The sequence below is a fragment of the Amycolatopsis speibonae genome, from assembly GCF_042647925.1.
Lineage (GTDB): Bacteria > Actinomycetota > Actinomycetes > Mycobacteriales > Pseudonocardiaceae > Amycolatopsis > Amycolatopsis speibonae.
In genome coordinates, this window is record NZ_JBHRWK010000060.1 from 1 (window position 1) to 22,605 (window position 22,605).

The 22,605-nt window shown below is 70.0% G+C and carries 22 protein-coding genes; 8 read left to right on the forward strand and 14 right to left on the reverse strand.

Features of this window, described 5'->3' with window-relative positions:
• Positions 1-108: 108 nt before the first annotated feature.
• Together ACFOSH_RS32860 and ACFOSH_RS32865 are read left to right on the forward strand one after the other, a co-directional pair.
• Complete coding sequence (locus ACFOSH_RS32860; RefSeq protein ID WP_378243600.1) at positions 109-894, forward strand: thioesterase family protein; 786 nt, start codon at positions 109-111, stop codon at positions 892-894.
• A 67-nt stretch (positions 895-961) separates the two neighbouring features.
• Positions 962-1,897, forward strand: coding sequence for a ParA family protein (locus tag ACFOSH_RS32865; protein WP_378243602.1), 936 nt, complete (start codon positions 962-964; stop codon positions 1,895-1,897).
• A gap of 73 nt (positions 1,898-1,970) precedes the next feature.
• Here ACFOSH_RS32865 and hisG read toward each other — a convergent pair whose 3' ends face one another.
• The 5 genes from hisG to ACFOSH_RS32890 all read right to left on the reverse strand — a co-directional run bounded on the left by hisG (position 1,971) and on the right by ACFOSH_RS32890 (position 5,892).
• Entirely contained in the window at positions 1,971-2,816 is an 846-nt protein-coding gene (gene hisG / locus ACFOSH_RS32870; protein ID WP_378243604.1) for an ATP phosphoribosyltransferase, read from the reverse strand.
• 32 nt (positions 2,817-2,848) lie between these two features.
• Positions 2,849-3,112, reverse strand: coding sequence for a phosphoribosyl-ATP diphosphatase (locus ACFOSH_RS32875; protein WP_020635144.1), 264 nt, complete (start codon positions 3,110-3,112; stop codon positions 2,849-2,851).
• A gap of 72 nt (positions 3,113-3,184) precedes the next feature.
• Positions 3,185-3,676 carry a methylated-DNA--[protein]-cysteine S-methyltransferase gene (locus ACFOSH_RS32880; RefSeq protein WP_378243605.1) on the reverse strand — a complete coding sequence of 164 codons (492 nt, stop codon included), beginning with the start codon at positions 3,674-3,676 and terminating at the stop codon, positions 3,185-3,187.
• A 15-nt stretch (positions 3,677-3,691) separates the two neighbouring features.
• On the reverse strand, positions 3,692-5,155 hold the full coding sequence (locus tag ACFOSH_RS32885; protein ID WP_378243607.1) for a DNA-3-methyladenine glycosylase 2 family protein: 1,464 nt from the start codon (positions 5,153-5,155) through the stop codon (positions 3,692-3,694).
• A gap of 56 nt (positions 5,156-5,211) precedes the next feature.
• Positions 5,212-5,892 carry an HAD family hydrolase gene (locus tag ACFOSH_RS32890; RefSeq protein ID WP_378243608.1) on the reverse strand — a complete coding sequence of 227 codons (681 nt, stop codon included), beginning with the start codon at positions 5,890-5,892 and terminating at the stop codon, positions 5,212-5,214.
• A 189-nt stretch (positions 5,893-6,081) separates the two neighbouring features.
• Between ACFOSH_RS32890 and ACFOSH_RS32895 the strand changes: the two genes are divergently transcribed.
• On the forward strand, positions 6,082-6,981 hold the full coding sequence (locus tag ACFOSH_RS32895; protein ID WP_378243610.1) for a PAC2 family protein: 900 nt from the start codon (positions 6,082-6,084) through the stop codon (positions 6,979-6,981).
• Positions 6,982-7,395: 414 nt separating this feature from the next.
• Here the strand turns inward: ACFOSH_RS32895 and ACFOSH_RS32900 are convergent, their stop codons facing one another.
• Genes ACFOSH_RS32900 through ACFOSH_RS32910 form a run of 3 tightly spaced genes read right to left on the reverse strand, consistent with a single transcriptional unit; the run spans position 7,396 to position 10,049 of the window.
• Complete coding sequence (locus ACFOSH_RS32900) at positions 7,396-8,220, reverse strand: metallophosphoesterase family protein (protein ID WP_378243612.1); 825 nt, start codon at positions 8,218-8,220, stop codon at positions 7,396-7,398.
• Between the two features lie 15 nt (positions 8,221-8,235).
• The gene (locus ACFOSH_RS32905; protein WP_378243614.1) at positions 8,236-9,474 is read right to left on the reverse strand and encodes an MFS transporter; all 1,239 of its coding nucleotides are present in this window, start codon (positions 9,472-9,474) and stop codon (positions 8,236-8,238) included.
• The gene (locus ACFOSH_RS32910) at positions 9,471-10,049 is read right to left on the reverse strand and encodes an ArsR/SmtB family transcription factor (RefSeq protein WP_378243616.1); all 579 of its coding nucleotides are present in this window, start codon (positions 10,047-10,049) and stop codon (positions 9,471-9,473) included. The genes ACFOSH_RS32905 and ACFOSH_RS32910 overlap by 4 nt, the downstream gene beginning before the upstream one ends.
• 152 nt (positions 10,050-10,201) lie before the next feature.
• Between ACFOSH_RS32910 and ACFOSH_RS32915 the strand changes: the two genes are divergently transcribed.
• A complete protein-coding gene (locus ACFOSH_RS32915; RefSeq protein ID WP_378243618.1) occupies positions 10,202-10,681 on the forward strand; it encodes a MarR family winged helix-turn-helix transcriptional regulator in 480 nt (159 codons plus the stop codon).
• 150 nt (positions 10,682-10,831) lie between these two features.
• Entirely contained in the window at positions 10,832-12,439 is a 1,608-nt protein-coding gene (locus tag ACFOSH_RS32920) for an ABC-F family ATP-binding cassette domain-containing protein (protein ID WP_378243620.1), read from the forward strand.
• A 72-nt stretch (positions 12,440-12,511) separates the two neighbouring features.
• Here the strand turns inward: ACFOSH_RS32920 and mshC are convergent, their stop codons facing one another.
• Positions 12,512-13,750 (reverse strand): cysteine--1-D-myo-inosityl 2-amino-2-deoxy-alpha-D-glucopyranoside ligase, encoded by a 1,239-nt coding sequence (gene mshC, locus ACFOSH_RS32925; RefSeq protein WP_378243622.1) that lies wholly within the window; start codon positions 13,748-13,750, stop codon positions 12,512-12,514.
• 75 nt (positions 13,751-13,825) lie between these two features.
• Positions 13,826-14,590 carry a MerR family transcriptional regulator gene (locus ACFOSH_RS32930; protein WP_378243624.1) on the reverse strand — a complete coding sequence of 255 codons (765 nt, stop codon included), beginning with the start codon at positions 14,588-14,590 and terminating at the stop codon, positions 13,826-13,828.
• Positions 14,591-14,639: 49 nt separating this feature from the next.
• On the opposite strand from ACFOSH_RS32930, the gene ACFOSH_RS32935 reads away from it, so the two are divergent.
• A complete protein-coding gene (locus tag ACFOSH_RS32935) occupies positions 14,640-15,953 on the forward strand; it encodes a cytochrome P450 (RefSeq protein ID WP_378243626.1) in 1,314 nt (437 codons plus the stop codon).
• A 1-nt stretch (position 15,954) separates the two neighbouring features.
• Here ACFOSH_RS32935 and ACFOSH_RS32940 read toward each other — a convergent pair whose 3' ends face one another.
• Both ACFOSH_RS32940 and ACFOSH_RS32945 read right to left on the reverse strand, forming a co-directional pair.
• The gene (locus ACFOSH_RS32940) at positions 15,955-17,913 is read right to left on the reverse strand and encodes a vWA domain-containing protein (RefSeq protein WP_378243628.1); all 1,959 of its coding nucleotides are present in this window, start codon (positions 17,911-17,913) and stop codon (positions 15,955-15,957) included.
• Positions 17,910-19,307 (reverse strand): sigma 54-interacting transcriptional regulator, encoded by a 1,398-nt coding sequence (locus ACFOSH_RS32945; RefSeq protein ID WP_378243630.1) that lies wholly within the window; start codon positions 19,305-19,307, stop codon positions 17,910-17,912. The genes ACFOSH_RS32940 and ACFOSH_RS32945 overlap by 4 nt, the downstream gene beginning before the upstream one ends.
• 132 nt (positions 19,308-19,439) lie before the next feature.
• Between ACFOSH_RS32945 and ACFOSH_RS32950 the strand changes: the two genes are divergently transcribed.
• Positions 19,440-20,237, forward strand: coding sequence for a hypothetical protein (locus ACFOSH_RS32950; RefSeq protein WP_378243632.1), 798 nt, complete (start codon positions 19,440-19,442; stop codon positions 20,235-20,237).
• A gap of 10 nt (positions 20,238-20,247) precedes the next feature.
• Here ACFOSH_RS32950 and ACFOSH_RS32955 read toward each other — a convergent pair whose 3' ends face one another.
• Positions 20,248-20,868 carry a VC0807 family protein gene (locus ACFOSH_RS32955; RefSeq protein ID WP_378243634.1) on the reverse strand — a complete coding sequence of 207 codons (621 nt, stop codon included), beginning with the start codon at positions 20,866-20,868 and terminating at the stop codon, positions 20,248-20,250.
• Positions 20,865-21,755: an alpha/beta fold hydrolase gene (locus ACFOSH_RS32960; protein WP_378243636.1), complete on the reverse strand. Its 891-nt coding sequence runs from the start codon at positions 21,753-21,755 to the stop codon at positions 20,865-20,867. Before ACFOSH_RS32960 ends, ACFOSH_RS32955 begins: the two co-directional genes overlap by 4 nt.
• 87 nt (positions 21,756-21,842) lie before the next feature.
• Between ACFOSH_RS32960 and ACFOSH_RS32965 the strand changes: the two genes are divergently transcribed.
• Positions 21,843-22,484: a TetR/AcrR family transcriptional regulator gene (locus ACFOSH_RS32965; protein WP_378243638.1), complete on the forward strand. Its 642-nt coding sequence runs from the start codon at positions 21,843-21,845 to the stop codon at positions 22,482-22,484.
• The last annotated feature ends 121 nt before the right edge of the window (positions 22,485-22,605 follow it).

Here is a 22,605-nt window from a genome sequence, read left to right on the forward strand (position 1 = left end):
GGTGTTCAGTTCTTTCGTCACGGTTTGATCTTGGACACCCTCCTCCCGGCCATCACACCGGCCTCCTTCACGTGATCTTCACGGAATCAATCATCTAGGGTGCCCTTCGTGACAGAAGCCTTCTACGAACCGTCAGGCGAGGGCCTCTTCCTCCCGACCCGGCATACCGCGGGCCCGTGGACCCCGGACGCGCAGCACTTCGGGCCGCCCTCGGCGTTGCTGGTCCGCGCGCTCGAAGAGGTCGAGGCGCCGCACGCGAGTCAGCTGGCGCGGGTGACGATCGAGATCCTCGGGCCCGCGCCGCTGAAGGAGCTGTCGGTACGGGCCAGGGTGGAGCGGCCGGGCCGGTCGGTCGAGTGGCTGGAAGCCGAGCTCTCCCACGGGGAGCGGATCGTCGGCCGGGCCTCGGCCTGGCGCATCGCGACCTCGGACACCACCGCGGTGGCCACGGCGGAGGGTCCCGCGCTGCCGTCGCCGGAGGGCCTCCCGACGTCGAACTGGCCGGAGGGCTGGCATGGCGGCTATCTCGACGCCGTCGAGTGGCGGCGCGTCAGTGGCGCGCTGGACGAACCCGGTCCGGCGACGGTCTGGGGCCGTCAGCGCGTCGCACTCGTGGGCGGGGAGAAGCCGAGCCCGCTGCAGCGGCTGTTCGTCCTGGCGGATTCCGGCAACGGGATTTCGAACTTTCTCGACCCGCGGGAATGGTGGTTCATCAACTCGGAGCTGACGGTGCACCTCCGCCGCCCGCCGCTGGGCGAGTGGATCGGCGTCGACGCGGCCACCCTGGTCGGCCCGAACGGCATCGGCACGGCGACGACCACACTGCACGACGCGTCCGGCCCGTTGGCCTCCGGAGCACAGGCTCTGCTGGTGCGACCGCGACAGGCGGGCTGATAGACGCGCATTCTCGGCGTGTTTCCAATAGCCTTCCCGGAACAACAGACGCAGGGAGCGCTTCGGCATGCAGATCACCTCGGTGGTCAACCAGAAAGGCGGGGTCGGCAAGACCTCACTCAGCGTGGGCGCGGCGGCCGCTTTGGCCGAACGCGGCCGGCGCGTGCTGCTGATCGACCTCGACCCGCAGGGGCACGCGACCACCGAACTCCTCGGGCTGGACGAGGTGGCACCCGACAAGCCCAGCCTGGCAAAAGCCCTGACCAAGGTGTGGAAGGGCCCGATCGAGGAACTGGCCGTGCGGCATCCGCGCAGCAACCTCGGACGGGGTGGCGCGTTCGACGTCATCCCGACGTCGCCGGGAATGTTCGACCTGATCCGGCGGCTGGACCGGTTCCGGGTGCCGGGCTGGCAGCTGGCCAGGGTCATCCAGTTCGCCAACTACGACCACGTCATCATCGACTGCCCGCCCGCGCTCGACGTGCTGACCAACAACGCGCTCGCCGCTTCGCACGGGATCCTCGTGCCCGTGCAACCGGACAGGACGAGCATCCGGGCGCTGCGCCTGCTTTCGGACCAGGTGCGTTACGTCGAACAGACCGTCGGCCGTCCGCCGATCGCCTACTACGGCCTCGTTCCAGGGCTGTACCGCCGTCCGGTCTCGCATTACGCGGCGGCCGCTCTGCAGGAGCTGTACACGTTCGGGATCCCGATGCTTTCGCACGTCCCGCTCGGCGTGGTGATGAACGAGGCCGCCGCGCACGGCGTGCCGGTGACGACGTACGCGCCGGAGACCCTGCAGGCGCTGTCGTTCCGGGAGATCGCGGAAACGCTGGACGGGTACCTGAAGAACCACCCTGCCCCGGCGATCGTGCCCGCGGACGAGGAGTTCGTCTTCGAGGACTTCATCACCGAGGTGTCGGTGACCCGCAGCGCCAACGACAACGGCGCCCGCAAGCGGCTCTACGACCTCATGCCCAAGAAGCCGAACAGGCCCCGGTAGCCCAACGCTATGAAAGGTCCTTTCCTTGCCAAATTTGCAAGGAAAGGACCTTTCATAGCGTCCGGACCAGGGATCAGAGGCGGCAGGCCCGGATGTCCGAGGCCAGGACGGCCTTGGCGCCGGTCTCGGCGAGTTCGTCCATGATCCGGTTGACCTCCTTGCGCGGCACCATCGCGCGCACGGCCACCCAGCCTTCGTCCGCCAGCGGCGCCACGGTCGGTGATTCGAGGCCCGGCGTGATCGCGATGGCCGCCTCCAGCAGCGGCCGCGGGCAGTCGTAGTCCAGCATCATGTAGTGCTGGGCGAACACGACACCCTGCAGCCGCGCCTTCAGCTGGTCCTTGGGCCGGGTGTGCTCGGTGCCCGCCCGCTGCAGCAGCACCGCCTCCGACACGCAGATCGGGTCACCGAAGGCCACGAGGTTGTGCTGGCGCAACGAGCGACCGGACTCGACGACGTCCGCGATGGCGTCGGCCACGCCGAGCTGGATCGAGATCTCGACGGCGCCGTCGAGGCGGATGACCTCCGCCTCCACCCCGTGCTGCTTCAGGTTCTCCCGCACGAGCCGCGGGTACGACGTCGCGAGCCGTTTGCCATGCAGGTCCTCGGCCTTCCAGTCCCGGCCCGCGGGTGCGGCGTACCGGAAGGTGGAACCGCCGAAGCCGAGACCGAGGATCTCCTCCACCGGGGCGCCGGAGTCGAGCGCGAGGTCGCGTCCGGTGATGCCGAGATCCAGCTCACCGGATCCGACGTAGATCGCGATGTCCTTGGGGCGCAGGAAGAAGAACTCGACCTCGTTGACCGTGTCCAGCACGGTCAGATCACGGGCCTCATGTCGCTTGCGGTAGCCGGCCTCGCCGAGCATCTCCGTCGCGGCGGCGGCGAGGGCTCCCTTGTTAGGCACGGCGACACGCAGCATTGCTTCTCCTTGGTTCTCCGGACGCGGACGCGTCACAGGTACCGGTACACGTCCTCTTTCGACAGTCCACGGCCGATCATGAGCACCTGCAACCGGTACAGCAGCTGTGAAATCTCCTCCGCGAGCCTGTCGTCGGATTCGTGCTCGGCGGCGATCCACACCTCGCCCGCCTCTTCGAGCACCTTCTTGCCCTGTGCGTGCACTCCCGCGTCCAGCGCGGCGACGGTGCCGGAACCGTCGGGGCGCGTACGGGCGCGCTCGGCAAGCTCGGCGAACAGCTCATCGAAGGTCTTCACAGTCTGGAGATCCTTCCATCCGCGCTCGCGTCGCGCTGCCCCGGGCCGGTGTGTTGACACCAGCGTCACACCTCAGAACAGCACGGCGCCGCCCCGTTCGAAGTCGAGCAGGTGCCGCTTGCGTTCGACACCACCGCCGTAACCGGTGAGATCGCCGTTGGAGCCGATCACGCGATGGCACGGCACGATGATGCTGATCGGGTTCTTCCCGTTCGCGAGCCCGACCGCGCGGGACGCGGTGGGCCTGCCGAGCCGGTCGGCGAGTTCGCCGTAGGAGACCGTCTCACCGAACGGGATCCCGAGCAGGCCTTCCCAGACCGTCCGCTGGAATTCGGTGCCGCCGAAGCTCAGCGAGAGAGTGAAGTCCTTCCTCTGACCGGCGAAGTACTCCTTGAGCTGTTTCTCGGTCTCCACGAAGATCGGCGAACCCGGATCCGGATGGCCGAAGCTCTCCTCGGCAGGCCGGTGCCGCTGCTGGACCATGTAGAGACCGCAGAGGCTCTCGCCGTCCGCGACCAGCGTCAACCGGTCGTACGGGCTGTCGATGACGGTGTGCGTGCGCATGGTGCTCCTCGGAACTCAGGCGGCGGGCAGCCGGTTGATCGGGTGGTCCCCGGTCGCCCAGAGGTGTTGGACGGCGTAGGCGCGCCACGGCCGCCAGCGCTCGGCATGCGAGGCGAACTCCGCCGGGGTGAGCCCGAGCCCCTTCGCGGCGACTTTGACGCCGAGGTCGGTCGGCAGGAAGGCGTCCGGGTCGCCGAGCGAGCGCATCGCGATGCTCTCGACGGTCCACGGGCCGAACCCGGGCAGCGCGTGCAGCCGTTCCCGGGCCCGCTGCCAGTCACTGCCCGCGCCGAGGTCGAGTTCGCCGTCGTTCAGTTCGGCGACCAGACCGAGCAGGGTCCGCTTGCGGCTCTGCGGCATCGCGAGGCTTTCCGGGTCGATCTCCGCGAGCGCGGCGGCGTCCGGGAAGACATGGGTGAGGCCGCCCTCGGGATCGTCGACGGGCTCGCCGTGCGCGACGACCAGCCGGGCGGCGTGGGTCCGGGCGGCGGCGGTGGAGACCTGCTGGCCCAGGACGGCGCGGACGGCGAATTCGTCGCCGTCGACCGTCCTCGGCACCCGCCTGCCCGGCGCGGCCCCCACGAGCGGCCCGAGCAGCTTGTCCGCGGCCAGGGCGTCGTCGACCGCGACCGGGTCGGCGTCGAGGTCGAGCAGGCGGCGGCAGCGGCTGATCGCGGTCGAGAGGTCCCGCAGGTCCGACAGGGTGAGCCGGCAGCCGATGTGGCCGTCTCCGGGTTTGAGCGCGACGACGGCGGGGCCGTGCGGGAGCCGCAGCGTCCGGCGGTACGCGCCGTCGCGCCATTCCTCGACGCCGGGGACGCCGGTCGCGACCAGATGCCCGAAGAGGTTGTCCGGGAACAACGGCTTCCGGTACGGCAGGCGCAGGTTCAGCGTCCCGGGCGCGGTCGCCGGGGCGGTGCGGACCCGGGCCCGCAGCTCGGTCGGGGACAGTGCGAAGACCTCGCGGACGGTGTCGTTGAACGTCCGGACACTGCCGAACCCCGCGGCGAGGGAAACGTCGATCATCGACAGGCCGGTCGTCTCGATCAGCAGCCGTGCGGTCTGCGCGCGCTGCGCGCGGGCGAGGCTGAGCGGGCCCGCGCCGAGTTCGGCGCGGACGTGCCGCTCGACCTGCCGGACGCTGTAGCCGAGCCGGGCGGCCAGCCCGCTCACGCCGTCGGTGTCGACGACGCCGTCGGCGATCAGCCGCATCGCCCTGGCCACCAGGTCCGCGCGTTCGTTCCATTGCGGCGAACCGGGACTCGCGTCCGGGCGGCACCGTTTGCAGGCGCGGAACCCGGCCTCCTGCGCGGCCGCCGCGCTCGGGTAGAACGTCATGTTCTCCGGTTTGGGCGGGACGACCGGACAGCTCGCCCGGCAGTAGATCCGCGTCGTCAGGACGGCGGTGAAGAACCAGCCGTCGAACCGGGCGTCCTTCGCCTGGACCGCCCGGACGCAGCGCTCGAAATCCTCATGCACCCGGCAAGCATCACCGACCGCACGGGGTGTGGTCTAGCGGAAAAGCGACATGGCTGTCAGGGCAGGAGCGCGGTCAGCGCGGGCACGTCGAGCCCGGCCAGTGTCGAACGGAACACCCGCCGCTCTCCTGGTTCGACATCGACGTCGTTCGGGATCACCACCACCGTGCAGCCCGCCGCGGCGGCGGAAGCCGCGCCCGGCGGTGAATCCTCGATCGCGACGCACCGGGAAGCCGGGACTCCCAGCAGCTCCGCCGCCAGCTGATACGGCCTGGCGTCCGGCTTGTTCAGACCATCGACCTCGTCGCCGCAGACGGTGGCCGCGAAGTACTCGCGGCCGATGGTGTTGAGCGCGAGTTCGGTCAGCGACCGTTCGGTGGAGGTGACCAGCGCCATCGGGACACCGTTGGCGCGCAACAGTTCGAGCAGCTCCTGCGCGCCGGGGCGCCACGGGAGAGGACCGTCGAAGAGGTTCGCCGTGCGCTTGCGGATCCACTCCCCCATCTCCGCGATCGACTCAGGCGTGACGGGTTCGGCGCACACTTCCAGCAGGAACGCGGCCGTGTCGTCCATATTGGACCCGACCAGGCTCAGGCGCTGCTCCTCGGTCAGCGTGCCGCCGAGGGTTTCGACGGCCTCGTAGAGGGCGACGTCCCACAGCTTCTCCGAATCGACCAGCGTGCCGTCCATATCCCACAGCACGGCGGCGAGTCCGTCCAGTGTGGACGGTTCGGTCACGGCTCCCCCTCGAGATCAGGTCCTGCATGAATCGACGTTCCGGGGCCCACGGTAGCCGAGACGGATCACGCCGACGCTGAGGCGTCTTGCCTGAAATGCCGCATTGTGCCGGATCCGCGTAGTTCGCCCTGAGCGAAGGCGATCGGACATGCTCAACGGTGAACACCCGCCTGGTCGTAGGCTGGTCCGGTGAGTGAGCCCGTCGACGAGACCCAGCGGCCCGGCCGCGACCACCCGGATGAGACCAAGCCGATCATGATCGTCGCCTTCGAAGGATGGAACGACGCAGGTGACGCGGCCAGCCGGGCGGTCGAGCATCTGCAGCTCAACTGGGATGCGACACCGCTGAGCGAGCTGAGTCCGGACGAGTACTACGACTTCCAGGTCAGCAGACCGACCGTACGCATGGTGGACGGCGTCACCCGACGGGTCGACTGGCCGACCACGCGGCTCTCGGTGTGCCGTCCGGAAGGCTTCAGCCGGGACATCGTGCTGGTCCAGGGGCCCGAACCGAACATGCGCTGGCGCGCCTTCTGCGCCGAACTGCTGGAGCACATCCAGCAACTGGACGTGTCGACCGTCATCACCCTCGGCGCGCTGCTCGCCGACACCGCGCACACCCGGCCCGTCCCGGTCACCGGAACGGCGTACGACAAGGACACCGCTTCGCAGTTCGGCCTGGAGCTGAACAACTACCAGGGGCCGACGGGCATCGTCGGTGTCCTGCAGGACTACTGCGTGCAGGCGGGCGTCCCGGCGGTGTCGATCTGGGCGGCCGTGCCGCACTACGTCTCGCACCCGCCGTCGCCCAAGGCCACGCTGGCGCTGCTGCACAAGCTCGAAGACGTCCTCGACGTCGAGATCCCGCTCGGTGCCCTTCCCGAGCAGGCCGAGGAGTGGCAGCGGACGGTCACCGAGATGGCCGAAGAGGACGAGGAGATCACCGAGTACGTCCGGGGGCTCGAGGAGCGCGGGGACGCGGAAACCGAGTTCACGCTCGACGACGTGAGCGGGGACAAGATCGCGGCCGAGTTCGAGCGGTACCTGCGTCGGCGGCGTCCCGGCCAGGACGGTCCCGGACGGGGCTGAGAACGTGGCTCGTGAGTGGTTGACGGTTAGAGCCAAGGATGTCTTAGGTGTCTACCGGGTTCTAGGTGCGGATTGCTCGCAGGCTTGAGGATCGCCACATGAGCCCCACACGCACCAGCAGTCACAGCGGATGCGCGTGAAGGCCCCCTTCCCTCGGCTCAGCCGAGGAAACTCGACCTTCACACCTTCCCCAGGTACGTGAAGGACCCCTTCACTGCGCCAGGCGCAATGAAGGGGTCCTTCACGTACCTCAAGCGGGGCAAGGGCCCAGAGTGCCGAACCGCAGAGGGCGGCTCGAGCCGGTACTTTCGCGTGACCGAGTGGACGAGTGTCGTCCCACTGGTCACGCGAAACCACCCGACCGTAGGTACCTGAGACACCTTTGGCCTGACCGACCTCACCACTCACGAGGCCCTAGAAGATGCGGCGCAGCGGGATGGGTCCCCGCGCCCGCTTCCGCCACTCACGCGGGTAGCCGAGCGAAACCTCTTCGAACCGCACGCCGTCCGCCTCGGTGGAACGCGGGATGTGCAGGTGCCCGTAGACGGCGACCTCCGCCCGGAACCGGCGGTGCCAGTCCTCGGTCTCGGTCGTCCCGCACCACAGCGCGAACTCCGGGTAGTACAGCGGCTCGGTCGGGTGGCGGTGCAGCGGCCAGTGCGACATCAGGATCGTCCCGTGGTCCTCCGGGATCGCCTCCAGCCGCTCCGTGCTGATCTTCACCCTGTCGGCGCACCAAGCCTGCCTGCTGGGGTACGGATCGGGATGCAGGAAGAACTCGTCCGTGCACAGCACACCCGCCTCGCGCGCCTGGTCGACGGCCGCCGTCAACGGCAGGCCCTCGGCCGAGGGCGTCCGCCAGCTGTAGTCGTAAAGGACGAACAGCGGGGCGATCGTCAACGGCTTTTCCTGGTGTTCCCACACCGGGTACGGGTCCTCCGGGGTGAGCACGTCGATCTCCCGGCATCGCTCGACCAGGTGCTCGTAGCGCGCCTGGCCCCGCAGCTGACATTCGTCCTTCTGGGTGGTCCACAGCTCGTGGTTGCCGGGTACCCAGACGACCTTCGCGAAGCGTTCACGCAAGGTCTTGAGCACCCCGATCACGGATTCGGCGCGTTCGGCGACGTCACCGGCCACGAGCAGCCAGTCGTCGGGGGTCCGGGGGACGACCTCGTCGACGATCGGGGCGTTGCCCTCGTGGGTGACGTGGAGGTCGCTGGTGGCGAAGAGATGCGGCACTCCTCCACCGTAGCTTCACCCGGACCGGGGAACCGCCGAAACCGCATCGTCGCGTAACCGGCCCGACGCCGACACGCCCAGGACGGTCAACGCCGAGGCGACGTGCAGACCCGCTTGGACGTTCAGCAGGACACCGGTGCCCAGCACGGTCACCAGCCCGCCTGCCAGCAACGCGCCCAGCGCGGTGAATCCCGCCGTCCCGGCGAACACGGTGCTCAGAACGCGGCCGGACCGCTCGGGCGACACTGTCGTCTGGACCAGGGAGAGCAAACCGGACCCCGCCAGCACCCCGGGCGCGCCGACGAGCCCGAAGAGTCCGATGAAGACACCCAGCGACGCGGTCAGCGCGGGCAGGTTCCAGATCACCGCCGACAGCAGGCCGAGCGCGAGCCCGCCCCAGCCGAGCAGAGCGGTGGGCGCGACCTTGCGGGCGACGGTGGCGACGGCGAATCCCGCGGCCAGCCCGCCAAGCGCCTGGACACCGCGAAGCAGCCCGACGTCGCCTTCTGTGCCATCGAGGACGTCAAGCACGAAGACCACGAACAGCACCAGGAACATGCCCTGTGCCAGTGACGTCAGCACCACGACGACGCCGGCCAGCCGCAGACGCCCTTCGCGGCCGATCTCGCGAAGCCCGTCGAGCCAGGCGCGCATTACCGGCTCGTGCGGACCCGCCGCGATCGGCGCGGCGGCCCGCCGGAACGGGCGCGACAGCAGGACCGAACCGATCACCAGTACGGCGAGATAGGCCACCACGACCCAGCCCAGGCCACCGAACCCGAGCAGGAGGCCGCCTGCCCAGCCACCGGCGAGGCGCGCGACGCTGCCGTTGATGCTCATGAGGCCGTTGGCGCCGATCAGCTCGTCCGAGGCGATCAGTTCCGGCACGAGCGCGTTGCGGGCGGGCTCGAACAACGACGCCAGCCCCGCCTGTGCGGCCATGACCCCGTAGACCACGAACACCGGGCCGCCGGACGCGACGAACAGCAGCGGCAGCGCCACGAACGCCTGTCCGGCGCACACCACGCACAGCACCAGCCGCCGGTTCCAGCGGTCCGCGATCACGCCGGCGACCGGGCTGAGGAGCACGGCAGGCACCAGCCCGAGGACGATGCTCATCGCCGTGGTGGCCGCGGACCCGGTCGCCTTGAAGACGAACACCGGCAGCGCGATCTGCAGCATCCACTCGGCGGTCTCGGAGAAGAAGGCGGCGATCCACAGCCGCGCGAAAGCGGGTTCCCTCAACGGTCTCATGTACTCGGTTTCCCTTCCGCGTCGATGCGCGGGAACGCCCGCAGTCCCAGGTGGACCGGTATGGCCTCGTGAGGGGCGTCTTCGCGGATCGCGCTGACGTAAGGCCGCACGAGCGCGTCGATCCCACGGACCAGTTCGTCCAGCTCGGCCGCGGTCACCCGCAGCGAGTACGTGCTGATCCCGGACGCGTCCCGCCACTCCTTGTCGAGCTGGTCGGCGGTGTCGAGATAGCGCTCGATCAGCTCCTTCTCGCGCGCCAGGGCGGTGCCCACGACCGCCAACTGCGCCCCGTGCAGCTCCGGGTCGTCACCGAACTCGATGCCGACCTGGCAGGCCCGCCAGGGCCGCTCCCGCCCGTCCTCCCCCTCGACCCGTTCCACGAGGCCGTGCTGGGCCAGCTGCCGCAGATGCCAGCTGCAGTTCGAGGCGGTCGAGCCGACCGCTGTCGCGCACTCGCTCGCGGTCCGCGGCCCGACCGCCATCAGGTGGTCCACCAGCGCCGACCGCAGCGGATGCGCCAGCGCCCGCATCAGCTCGACGTCTTCGATCCGCTTGCGCGGCGGCAACCCGGTCATCGCCCGATCCAATCTGAAAGATATCTTTCGAAAGTTCTCTTTCAGATTTGCAGGCGGCCGTGGCGATGTCAAGCGGCACCGATTACCCTTGTCGGGACAGTTGCTGCCTACATCAGTAACTGCACAGTTCAACTACTGCTTTGGGAACACACATGCCTGACCAGCGAGAACTCGCCACAGCCGCAGCCCTGGAGATCCCCCGGTTCGTCAGCGCGACCGTCCTGTTCCAGACGGCCATGGCGGAGCGGCTCGGGATCAGCGCCACCGAACTGCACGGGCTCCAGCTCGTCATCAGCGGCGCCGCGACCGCGCCGACCCAGCTGGCACGTGCTCTCGGCATGACCACCGGGGCGGTGACCCGGATGCTCGACCGGATGGAGGCACAGCGCCTCGTCGAGCGCGCCCCCGATCCCGCCGACCGCCGACGACTCGTGGTCCGCCCGCTCCCCGATCGACTGGACGAGGTGGCCGACCTCTACTCCCCCGTGGCCCGGTTCTTCGGCGACCGTCTCGCCAGGCTCGACCGGCGTCAGCTCGCCGCACTTCTCGGCGTCTTGACCGACGGGCGCACCTTCGCCGAACAAGAGGCCTCCAGGCTGCGATCCGGTTCGCCCGAAGAGGGGGTTGACTAATGCTACGGGTGTAGCGTTAGACTGCTCGCATCATGGACAACTGACATCGCACCTTCCCCGTCCCGAGGCGGCTTCGGTCGAGCACTGCTCCCGTAAGCGACGTAGCCCGGCGGGGATCCCTCATGGTCGAAGAAAACGCGGTGATGTCGTATGTCTCTTTCCCTGATCGCCAAGGACCTCGTCCACTCCTACGGCGCCCGCGTCGTGCTCGACGGCGTGAACCTGACCGCTTCGGCCGGGCAGCGGCTCGGCCTGGTCGGCGAGAACGGCGTCGGCAAGTCCACGCTCCTGAGGTTGCTGGCCGGGGTCGAAGAGCCCGACGGGGGTGAGGTGCTGCGGGGCGACGACCTCGGATTCCTCTTGCAGGAGCTGCCCTTCCCGCTGACGGCGCGGTTCTCCGACGTCATCGACGACGCGCTCGCCGAGATACGGCAAGCGACGGCGAGACTCGACGAACTGACCGAAGCGCTCACCGAACGCCCAGACGACACGGCGGTGCTCGACGAGTACGGCACCGTGCTCGAATGGGCCCAGGCGCACGACCTCTGGGACGCCGACCGGCGGGCCGAGGTCGTCTGCGCCGGTCTCGGGCTCGCCGGGATCGACCCGGCGCGCGAACTGGGCACGCTCTCGGGTGGGCAGCGGTCGCGGCTCGGCCTCGCCGCGCTGCTGATCCGGCGGCCGGGCACGCTCGTCCTGGACGAACCGACGAACCACCTCGACGACGCCGCGATGGAGTTCCTGGAGCACCATCTCGCTTCACTGACCGGTGTCCTCGTGCTGTCGTCGCACGATCGCGTGTTCCTCGACGCGGTGTGCACCGACATCGTCGACCTCGACCCGGCGCTGGGCGGCCCGACCCGGTACGGCGGCACGTATTCCGACTACCTCGACCAGAAACGGGCCGAGCGTGCGCGCTGGGAGCAGCGCTACGCCGAGGAGCAGGACGAACTCAAGGAACTGCGCGAATCGGTGGCCGTCACCGCGCGCAACGTCGCACACAACCGGCCTCAGCGCGACAACGCCAAGATGCTCTACGACTTCAAGACCGGGAGGGTGCAGAAGCAGATCTCGCGCCGGGTCCGCAACGCGCAACTGCGGCTGGACGAACTGGAACGCGACCAGGTGCGGAAACCACCCGCGCCCCTGCGGTTCCAGGGCGGCCTGACCGGCGAACCCGGCGAGGACAAGACTGCGATCTCGGTACGGGACCTCCAGGTCGCCGGGCGGCTTTGCCTGGCGACGCTCGACATCACGACGACGTCGAGGCTCCTGATCACCGGCGGGAACGGGGCCGGGAAGTCGACGCTGCTGTCGGTCCTCGCCGGCTCGCTGGCGCCGGACTCCGGGACCGTCCTTTCCGGACGCGGGGTGCGGATCGGCATGCTGGCCCAGGATGTCGCGTTCGCCGAGCCGGAGAAGACCGCCCAGCGGACGTACGCCGAAGCCCTCGGCGAGGGCGCTCCCCCGTTGCGAGGCCTGGGACTGCTGGCCCCGCGTGATCTCGGGACCCGGGTGGGCGCGCTGTCGGTCGGGCAACGGCGGCGGCTCGCGCTGGCGCTGCTGATCGCCGACCCGCCCGAGGTGCTCCTGCTGGACGAGCCGACGAACCACATCTCGCTCACCTTGGCCGAGGAGTTGTTCGCCGCGCTCGAATCCGCGCCCGGCGCCGTCGTCATCGCTTCCCATGATCGGTGGCTGCGGCGGGACTGGGCCGGTGACCACCTCCGGCTGGAGGCCGGTCGCGTCGCCGTGTAGGGCGTTATACGAGTGTCATGAAAGGGGCTTTCAGGACGAAATTCGTCCTGAAAGCCCCTTTCATGACGTTTCTCAGAGCTCGATGCCGAGCAGCGCGTCGACAGCGTTCCGGATCAGACCGGGGGCCGCGGAGTCGATGCCGGAGCGGTTCAGGGCCTGCTCCGCCCACGCGTCGACGGCCGCGATCGCCTTGGGCGTGTCGAGGTCGTCGGTGAGGTGGTCACGCAGGCGCGCGACGGTGTCCTCGGCGGCCGGGCCGGCGCCGAGGGAGACGGCGTCGCGCCAGCGCGCGAGGCGGTCTTCGGCGTCCGCGTGCAGCTGCGCGGTCCACGGCCGGTCTTCGCGGTAGTGGCCGGCGAACAGGGCGAGCCGGATGACGCCCGGGTCGACCTTGTCGGCGCGCAGCCGCGAGACGAACACGAGGTTCCCGCGCGACTTCGACATCTTCTCGCCGTCGAGGCCGATCATCCCGGCGTGCACGTAGTGCCGCGCGAACGGCCGGTCCCCCGCGACGGCCTCCGCGTGCGCGGCGCTGTACTCGTGGTGCGGGAAGATCAGGTCCGAGCCGCCGCCCTGGACGTCGAAGCCGAGACCGAGGCGGTTGACCGCGATCGCGCTGCACTCGATGTGCCAGCCGGGCCGCCCGGCGCCCAGTTCGGACTCCCACGACGGCTCGCCGGGCCGCGCCATCCGCCACAGCAGCGCGTCGAGCGGGTGCTGCTTGCCTTCACGATCCGGGTCGCCGCCGCGTTCGGCGAAGAACTTGGCCATGGTCTCGGCGTCGTAGTTCGACTCGGAACCGAAATGCCCGGTCGCGTTGTGGTCGAAGTAGATGTCCGGGTACTCCGCGTCGTCCGCGCGGTACGCGCTGCCGTTCGCCACCAGCTTGGCGATGACCTCGACGATCTCCGGGATGCTCTCCACGGCCCCCACGAACTGCCGCGGCGGCAGCACCCGCAGCGCGGTCATGTCCTCGCGGAACAGCGCCGTCTCGCGCATGCCGAGGACGATCCAGTCGTCCTTGTCCCGCTCGGCCCGCTCCAGCAGGGGCTCGTCGATGTCCGTCACGTTCTGCACGTAGTGGACGTCGTGCCCGGCGTCACGCCACAGGCGGTTCACCAGGTCGAATGTCAGATACGTTGCGGCGTGCCCCAGATGGGTGGCGTCGTACGGCGTGATGCCGCAGACGTACATCCGGGCGGTGGACCCGGGCGCCGTGGGGCGGATCTGCCCCGTCGCCGTGTCGTGAAGCCGCAGCGGACGGGGGGTGCCGGGGATACGGGGCACGTCGACCGATGACCAAGTCTGCATACCCCGACTGTAAGCGGAGCCGCCGCGCCGTTCCCGTCCGGTGGGAGACGAACACGGCCGGAGTAACCGAAGTCGCTACTTCCCGGCCCGGTCGGCGTTGGCGTGGACGGCGTCCCGGATGTACTCGCCGAGGCCCGGCCGTTGGTCCGGCTCACGCACCAGGAAGCCGAGCTGGACCGGTTCGGTCGCGTAGAGCCCGGCAAGCCCACGGTGCATGGTGTGGTCGCAGTCCCCCATGAACGCCGCGAGCATCCTGCGGTGTTCCTCGGCGAGGTCCATCGCCGCGGGGCTGTCGGCGGGCGCGCCGGAGTCGACGACGTCGAGCAGCCGCCGGACCCAGTCCTGCCGGGCCTCCTCCGCCTCGATCCATTCCTCCTTGGACCGCGGCACGGCCGCCGCACGCCACTGCGAGGTCTCGCCCCACCGCCGGACGGCCTCCTCCGCGTAGCCCTCCGGTTCACGGAACTCGCCGAAGACCTCGAACCGCTCCTCTGGCGTCAACGCGCCGCCGACCTGCTTCGCCGCGATCACCCGGTCGACGGATTCGACCATCCGCGTCAGCTCACCGACCCGCTCCACGAGCAGCGCGCGCTGACGCCGCAGGTGCTCCAGCGCGTCCACTCCCGCGTCGTCCACGACCTTCGCGATCGTCTCCAGGCCGAACCCGAGTTCGCGGTAGAACAGGACGCGCTGCAAGCGGTCGAGGTCGTCGTCGCTGTAGCTGCGGTAGCCGGCGGCCGTCCGCCCACTCGGTGACAACAGGCCGATCTCGTCGTAGTGATGCAGCGCGCGCACGGTGACCCCCGACAGCGCCGCGACCCTTCCCACCGGATACCCCATCGGTCCAGCGTAGGTGGACTCCATCCCGGGCCGCGCGTAGAAACGAAGGATGGGGACAGCTGGAACCACCGTGTCGGCCGCACTTCCACCCGGGCCCCCCCTGCCCGGCCTCGTCCAGACCCTCGTCGTCGGCAATCTCCGGCATCACGTGCTCCCGCTGCTCAAGCGCCGCTACGGATCCGTCGTCCGGCTGAGGTTCGCGCCGCACCGCGACATCGTCATGCTCACCGATCTCGAGGACATCAAAACCGTGTTCTCCGGCCCGGTCACGACGTTCCACGCGGGCGAAGGCAACATCATCCTGAAGCCGGTGATGGGCGACCATTCCATCCTGGTCACCGACGAGGACCGGCATCTGCGCACGCGGAAACTGCTGATGCCCGCGTTCAACGGCGTGGCGCTGCGCGGCTATCGCGACATGATCACCGAGCTGACCAGGGCCGAACTCGACCGCTGGCCGGAGAACCGGGCGTTCGGCGCGCACGACCGGATGCGTGCGCTGACGCTGGAGATCATCCTGCGAGTGGTGTTCGGTGTCGCCGAAGGACCGCGGCTCGACGAACTCCGGCGGCTCATCGGGCATCTGGTGGAGATCGGCCTGGTCCAGGTGATCGGCTGGCAGAACCCGCGCTTGCAGCGCTACCGGCCCTGGCGCACCTACGCGGAACATCAGGCCCGGGTCGACGAACTGCTCTACGCCGAGATCGCCGAACGGCGCCGAGCCACCGACCTCGACCAGCGCACCGACGTCCTTTCCCGGCTCCTCACGATGCCCGCCGACGGGGACGAACTGAGCGACGTCGAGCTCCGTGATCAGCTGGTCACGCTGCTGCTCGCCGGGCACGAGACCACCGCGACCGCGCTCGCCTGGGCGTTGCACGAACTCGCCCGCGATCCCGAGCAGGCCACGTTCACCACCCGTGCGGCGGACGACGGCGACGAGAAGGCGCTCGAAGCGGTGGTCAAGGAGGCGATGCGGCTGCGCCCGGTGATCGGCGAAGTCGTCCGTCGGCTGACCGAGGACGTCGAGATCGGCGGCTACCGGATCCCGGCCGGATTCGACGTCATGCCGTCGATCATCGTCGTCCACGCCGACGACGGCCAGCACCCCGATCCTCGCCGGTTCCGTCCGCAGCGGTTCCTCGAAGGCTCGCCGCCGCCAGGCAGCTGGCTGCCCTTCGGCGGAGGTGCTCGCCGCTGCCTCGGCGCCGGGTTCTCCCTGATGGAGGCCTCGATCGTGCTGCGGGAGCTGTTCGGCCGGTTCACCGTCGCCCCGGAACACGCGCGGCCGGAGCGGATCCGGTCGCGGCCGATCACCCTGGAACCGGCGCGGGGCGCCAGGATCAAGGTGACCGGCCGCTGAGCTACCGCTTCCTGGTCCGCAGGTAGTCGCCGACCACGGCGGCGCCGAGCCCGTCGAGGTCGGGAGCGACGACCCTGCCGCCCGAGCGGCGCGCGATGAGGTCGACGAACTCCGTCAGGCGCGGGTCGTCCCCGAGCCGGAACACCGTCACCGACGCGCCCAGCTTCGCCATCCGGTCCACTTCGGACAGGGTCTTGAGCAAGGTCCTCGGCTGGGGCGGGTAGTCGAACTCCGCCGTGCCGTCGGGCTCCAGATGCGCCGTCGGCTCGCCGTCGGTGACCATCAGGATCACCGGCTGAGCGTCGGGATGCCGCCGCAGATGCCGTCCGGCCAGCAGGAGCGCGTGATGGGCGTTGGTGCCCTGCTCCCAGGCTCCTTCCAACCCGACCAGTTCCGCCAGTTCCACTGACGTCGCGTAGCGGCCGAAGGTGATCAGCTGCAGGGCGTCGTTGCGGAACCGCGTGCTGATCAGCTGGTGCAACGCGAGCGCCGTCCGCTTCATCGGCAGCCAGCGGCCCTCCTGCACCATCGACCACGAGGTGTCCACGAGCAACGCCACCGCCGCCCGCGACCGGTGCTCGGTCTCGATCACCTCGACGTCGGAGACGTCCATCCGGACGGACCGCTCGCCCACCGAAACCGAGCGCAGGACGGAGTTGCGGACCGTCCTGGAGACGTCCCACGGCTGCATGTCCCCGAACCGCCACGGCCTGGTCGCGCCGGTCGGCTCGCCCGCGGCCCCGGCGGACTCGGTATCCCGCTGCCCCGTCTTGCCCCGCATCGCGTTCACGACGTCGGCGAGCGCCGTCTCCCCCAGTCTCCGCAAGGCCTTGGGAGACAACCGAAGCGTGCCATCGGGAGCTCGCTCGAACAGGCCTTGGCGCCGGAGCTCGCGTTCCAGTTCGGACAGTCTCCGCGCGTCGACACCGGCGTCCGGTCCGAGCTGTCTCGTCAGCGCGTCGACGTCGATGTCCTCCAGCCTCGCGCCGGGATAGGACTGGCCGAGCTGTTCGGCCAGCGCGTCCAGTTCGGCCAGATCGGACATCGCCCTGGCGCCCTCGCCGAGGCCGAGCGGATCGTCACCCCGGAACCGTTCCGAAGACGTCCAGTCCTCGCCGGGCCGCAGGGCACGCAGCTGGGCGTCCAAAGTGGACAGTTGCTGCGCGAGCCGGGGATCGCCGAACGCCTGCTGGGACAGCTCGGCCAGTTCGGCCCGCTGTTCCGGGGTCATCGAGTTGAGCATCCGCTGCGCCGCGGCCGAGCGGGCGGCGAGGACGTCGATCAGCTCCTCGACGTTCTTCGGGTTCTCCGGAAAGAACTCGCCGTGCTCGCGCAGGAACTCCGCGAAACGCTCGGGGACGTCCTCTCGTCCCTGTGCATGCGCGGCCAGGAGGGCGTTCAGGTCGGCCAGCATCCGGTTGGCCTGCTCGGCCTCTTCCGGCCCGGCGTTCTGGAGTGCTTCCTTCATCCCCTCGAAGCGGGAATCCAGCAGCTCGCGGCCGAGCAGGTCGCGGATCTTCCCGTAGTTCTCCCGGCCCTGCGCGGAACGCCAGTCGTACTGGGCGAGTTCACGCACGGCGGCCGCGGTCCCCGGCGGGAGCGCGTCCAGCTGGGCCTCGCGGAAGCGGGCATCGTCGTCCGGATCCGGGAACAGCTCGCGCCGCTCGGCCTCCAGCGCCTCATCCAACAGCCGCTGGACCTCCTGGAGCGTCCCGTCCAGCCGGTGCCGCCGCTGGATCTCCGACCGGCGCTGCCAGAGCCGCCTGGTCAGCTCGTCGAGCCCGGCGGTGCGCGGTGTCCCGCGCCGCAACAGCTCTTCCAGCGCGGACCGGGGAGAAGCGCCCGCCATCACGTCGCGGCCGATCTCGTCGAGCGCGTCCCGCAGGTCGGCGGGCGGCGCCAGCGGGTCCGGGCCGTCGTGCCACGGCCCGTACGAGTAGCCCTCGGGGAGGGTGCTCATCGGCCGTAGACGGTCGTCGTGTCGTCGGAGTCCTTGGCGAGTTTCCTCGACAGGAAGAGGGATTCCAGCGCCAGTTCGATCGCCGCGGCGATCCGGCCCGCCGGTTCGTCCGGGCTCACTCCGGCACGGGCGGCGACGTCGTGGAGCACGGGCAATTCGGGCAGCGCGGCGAGGACGTCCTTGCCGGGTACACGTTCCCCGGTGGCCACCAGATGGCCGGACTCGACGGCGTCGGCCAGCGGCAGGAGATCCAAACCGGCGAACCGGGAACGGGCCGTTTCCGCGACCGCACGGCGCAGCAAGTGCACGAGATGCTCGGTCTCGCGCCCCTCCTCCCCCGGCTCGAATTCGAGCTTGCCTCGCAGGACGGCCGGCACCGCGTCGAGGTCGACAGGGCGCGCCACGGCGGGTTCCTCGCCGGTGAGCGCGGACCGGCGCAGTGCCGCCGCGCCGACCGTTTCCGCCGCCGCGACGGCGAACCGGGCCGAGACGCCGGACCGCTGGTCGATGACCGGCGACTCGCGCAGGTACCGCACGAACCGGGCGAGCACCTCCAGCAGCGGCTCACCGACCTCGGCGACCAGATGCGCCTCCTGCCGGACGACCGCGATCTCCGCGTCGACGTCGAGCGGGTAGTGCGTGCGGATCTCCGCGCCGAACCGGTCCTTGAGCGGCGTGATGATGCGGCCGCGGTTGGTGTAGTCCTCCGGGTTGGCCGTCGACACCAGCAGCACGTCCAGCGGCAGGCGCAGGGTGTACCCGCGCACCTGGATGTCGCGTTCCTCCATCACGTTCAGCAGCGCGACCTGGATGCGCTCGGCGAGGTCCGGCAGTTCGTTGATCGCCACGATGCCGCGGTGGGCACGCGGGACGAGTCCGAAGTGGATGGTCTCGGGATCGCCGAGGCTGCGGCCCTCGGCGACCTTCACCGGGTCGACGTCGCCGATCAGGTCACCGACCGAAGTGTCCGGTGTGGCCAGCTTTTCCGTGTAGCGCTCGTCGCGGTGCCGCCAGGTGACCGGCAGGGCGTCGCCGAGTTCGGCGGCGCGACGGCGCGATTCCGGGGTGATCGGGTCGAGCGGGTGCTCGGCCAGTTCGGCACCCTCGATGACGGGCGTCCATTCGTCGAGGAGTCCCGCGAGGGTACGCAGCAGCCGGGTCTTGCCCTGGCCGCGTTCGCCGAGGAGGACGACGTCGTGCCCGGCCAGCAGCGCGCGTTCCAGCTGCGGCAGGACAGTGCGCGAGAAGCCGACGATGCCGGGCCAGGCGTCTTCGCCGGTGCGAAGCTTGACGAGAAGGTTGTCGTGCAGCTCTTGTTTGATCGAACGCGGCAGGTGGCCCGCCGCGCGAAGGTCCCCGGCGGTCCGGGGCAGATTTGCGGGAACATCGTTCACCCGTTCGACGCTACGTCGCGATCGTGGCCCCTGTCGACGTGAAGCAACTCCAGCTCTGGATCAACCGCTGCTCGGTCCGCCTGGCGGGGATGGGCGGCCCACGCACTTCGAAGCACGACTAAAATCACTCCGGTGTGCCGTCCTAGTGCGACCCTCGCGGTCTGGTCTTCGGCGTGGCTGAACGGGGCCGCCGCCTCCGACGACGTCCTTGACGCCCTTCAGGTCTGGGGCGAAGCCCACGACTTCGTCGCCGCGGACGCCGCGGCCGCCGAGGCGTTCGACCTGCCGCTCGCGTTCAACCGGGCCGCGACCCCGGTCCAGCTGCTGCTCGCCCTGCGCGCCCAGGGGGCGAAGAGCATGCAAATGCTGCTCCCGGTGCCCGGTGACGTCCGCGGGCTGGGCGGTGGCGGGCCGTTCACCGAGGCCGCGCTGCGGACCGGTGACGCCGCCGTACTGCCCGACCTCGGCTACGGCGTGATCCCCGAGGCGATCGCCGAAGGCCTGATGCGGTGGACCGTGTACTCGGTGCCCATGCCGGGTGTCCTCGAGTACCGCCCGCTGGGCGAGGCCGAGCACGGCCTGACCGACGCGATCCGCGAGAGTGCCGGCGCGCTGCAGACACTGGACGTCGCCAGTGAGCGGCCGGGCGTGCGAGCGGAACTCTCGGCGCGGCTGCGGTCGGCCACCGACGCGCCCTGGCCCGCCGGGATGCCCGGCCGGGTGCTGCGGGTGCTTCAGCGGGCCGAGGAGATCGCGGCGATCCTCGCGATCGCCGAGTCCGACGATCCGGGCGGCGCGCTCTCCTCGTCGGCCGCGCTTCAGCGGTCGGAGGCGTTGCGGCCGCTGACCGAGGCCGTCCGCAACGCGCGCTGCGCGGCGATCAACGAAGCGGTGCGGGTGTTCGCGGAGCAGGCGGACAGGCGCCCGTAGCCAACGCTGGTCAGGCGGCCACGGCGGGAGTTTTCAGGACTTTCCCGGCGTGCCGGACGGACCAGAGGGACAGCCCGCCGATGACGGCGAGGAGCAGGACCACGCTGAGCCCGCTCATCATGTCGGCCGGCAAGGCGTAGACCAGCGGCACCCGGATCACGGCCTCCAGGAGCAGTGCCACTCCCCACACCGCCGACATCCGGGTGAACGCCCGCCGGAAAGCGGGCACCTCGTCGCCGAGCCGGTCGATCTCGGCGCGTTTGGCCGCGCCGGAACCGGCGCGCACGGCGACGAGCACCAGGGGCGTGCGACTGAAACAGCTCGCCAGCAGCACGATCGCGGCGGTCGCGGTGCCGAAGGATTCCTTCAGCAACAAGAATTTCGGGTCACCGGTGACCAGCGAGAACACGAGCCCGACTCCGAGCACCCCGGCCAGCAACGCGGCGAAGCCGTCGAAGGACCTGTCGCGAACAGCGACCCAGGCGATCCGGGCCGCGGCCACCACCGCTCCCGCCAGCAGCGAAACCTGCTCGCTCTGCCCGGCGAGCCGGAGCCCGTAATAGGCGGCCAACGGGAGCGCGACGTCCCAGAGCAGCAAGGAAAGCGCCGGATTCCCGCCGCGCGCCGTCACGGCCGCGCCTTCGCATCGCAGTCGGCCAGGAAGGCCAAGACTCGCGCGTTGACCTCAGCCGCCGCTTCGCCCGCGATGGCATGGGTCGCCGACGGCCACAGTTCGACCTGCCCCTGCGGCAGGAGCTCGCGGGCACGCGCGGCCGCGCGTTCCGGGTGGTGAATGACGCTGCGCCCGGCCACCAGGGCCAGCACGGGCATCCGCAGCGACCTCAGCTGCACGTCGGTGATCAACCTGGGCGCGGGCAGGGCGATGCGATAGGTCCGCATCCCTTCGTCGATCACCCGCGCGACCGGATCCGCGGCATCGACTTCCGCGCCGCCGGAGATCCAGCGGAGGAACGACGGGCGAGCCCATCGGCTGACGCCGGGAACCGCGCTGAGCGTTGCGCGGACGACCAGCCCCGCGGTCAGTCCGCCGAACGTCAGTACCGGATCGATCAGAGTGAGCGACCTCAGCCGTTCCGGCGCCCGTGCGGCGAGGTTGGCCGCGAGCCAGCCGCCGAACGAGTACCCCACCAGGTGCACCTCCGCCAAGCCGAGTTCGGTGAGCACGGTGCTCAGCCAGGCGGCTTGATCCGCGCCGTCGCGGATGGGGACGGTCTGTTCACTGCGGCCGGGTTCGCCGATGAGGTCCACCGCGTAGACCTCGCCGTGCGGGAGCAGTGCCTCGAGATTGGGTTCCCACATCACCGCTGTCCCCGCCCGCCCGGGCAACAGCACGACCGGCGGTCCGCCGGGCCGCCCGAACCGGTACACGCGCGCCACCCCGAACGCCGTCTGGATGTCGTGAATCCCGGCCGGCGGCGGCAAGGCCGCCAGACCGCGTTCGTAGACCACCTCGTACTCGGCCCGCGCCTCCGACGAGGCGAACCCGCCCACCTTCATTTACCCTCCCTTTTTACGATACGATCGGATTGTAAAGCAGTTGGTGAGAGGTTGGCAATCCGATCGGACTGCCAAAAGGAGGAGCGGGTGCCCAAACGCGTCGATCACGAGCACCGGCGGCAGCAGATCGCCGCGGCCGTCCGCCGCATCGCGGCCGAACGAGGACTCGAAGGAGTCAGCCTGAACGAGGTCGCGGCCGAAGCCGGCATCTCGAAAGGGTTCGTCCAGCACTACTTCGCGTCGAGAGACGACATGCTGCGCCACGCGGCGACCACCTTGCGGGGAGGCATCGAGGAACGCATCGCCGCCGCCCGGCCGGACGGCGAACCCGGTGTCCGGGACCTGCTCGTCGCCCTGCTCCCCCTGGACGACGCCGCCCGTGACGACGCGCTGGTCGCCAACGCCTTCCTGGTCCGCGCGCTCAAGGATCCCGAGATCGCCGGCCACTTCCGGACCGGTCACGGCCAGCTCCGCGACGTGGTGGCGGCCATGCTCGCCGCCTCACGAGACGACGGCGACCTCGTGGCCACGGTCGACCCGCCCGCTGAAGCTGTCCTGCTTCTGGCTTTGGTGTCCGGCCTGGGTGACGCGGTGCTTCTGGGCTACCAGACCGGCGAAGAGGCCATCGCCCTGGTTGACCTGCACCTGTCGAGGATCACGGCCGCGCCGGGGAAGGCCGGCTGGGCTTCGAGTGGGCGGACAGTGGCGTCCGCTGCGGAGACCTCATGAGTGACGATTCGGGTTAGAGCCCGAATCGCCACTCACGACCAACCCGACGCATGTGGCGATGCCGAAGGTAGTGAAGGCCTCCTTCCCTACCCTGAAGGTAGGCAAGGAGGCCTTCACGGAC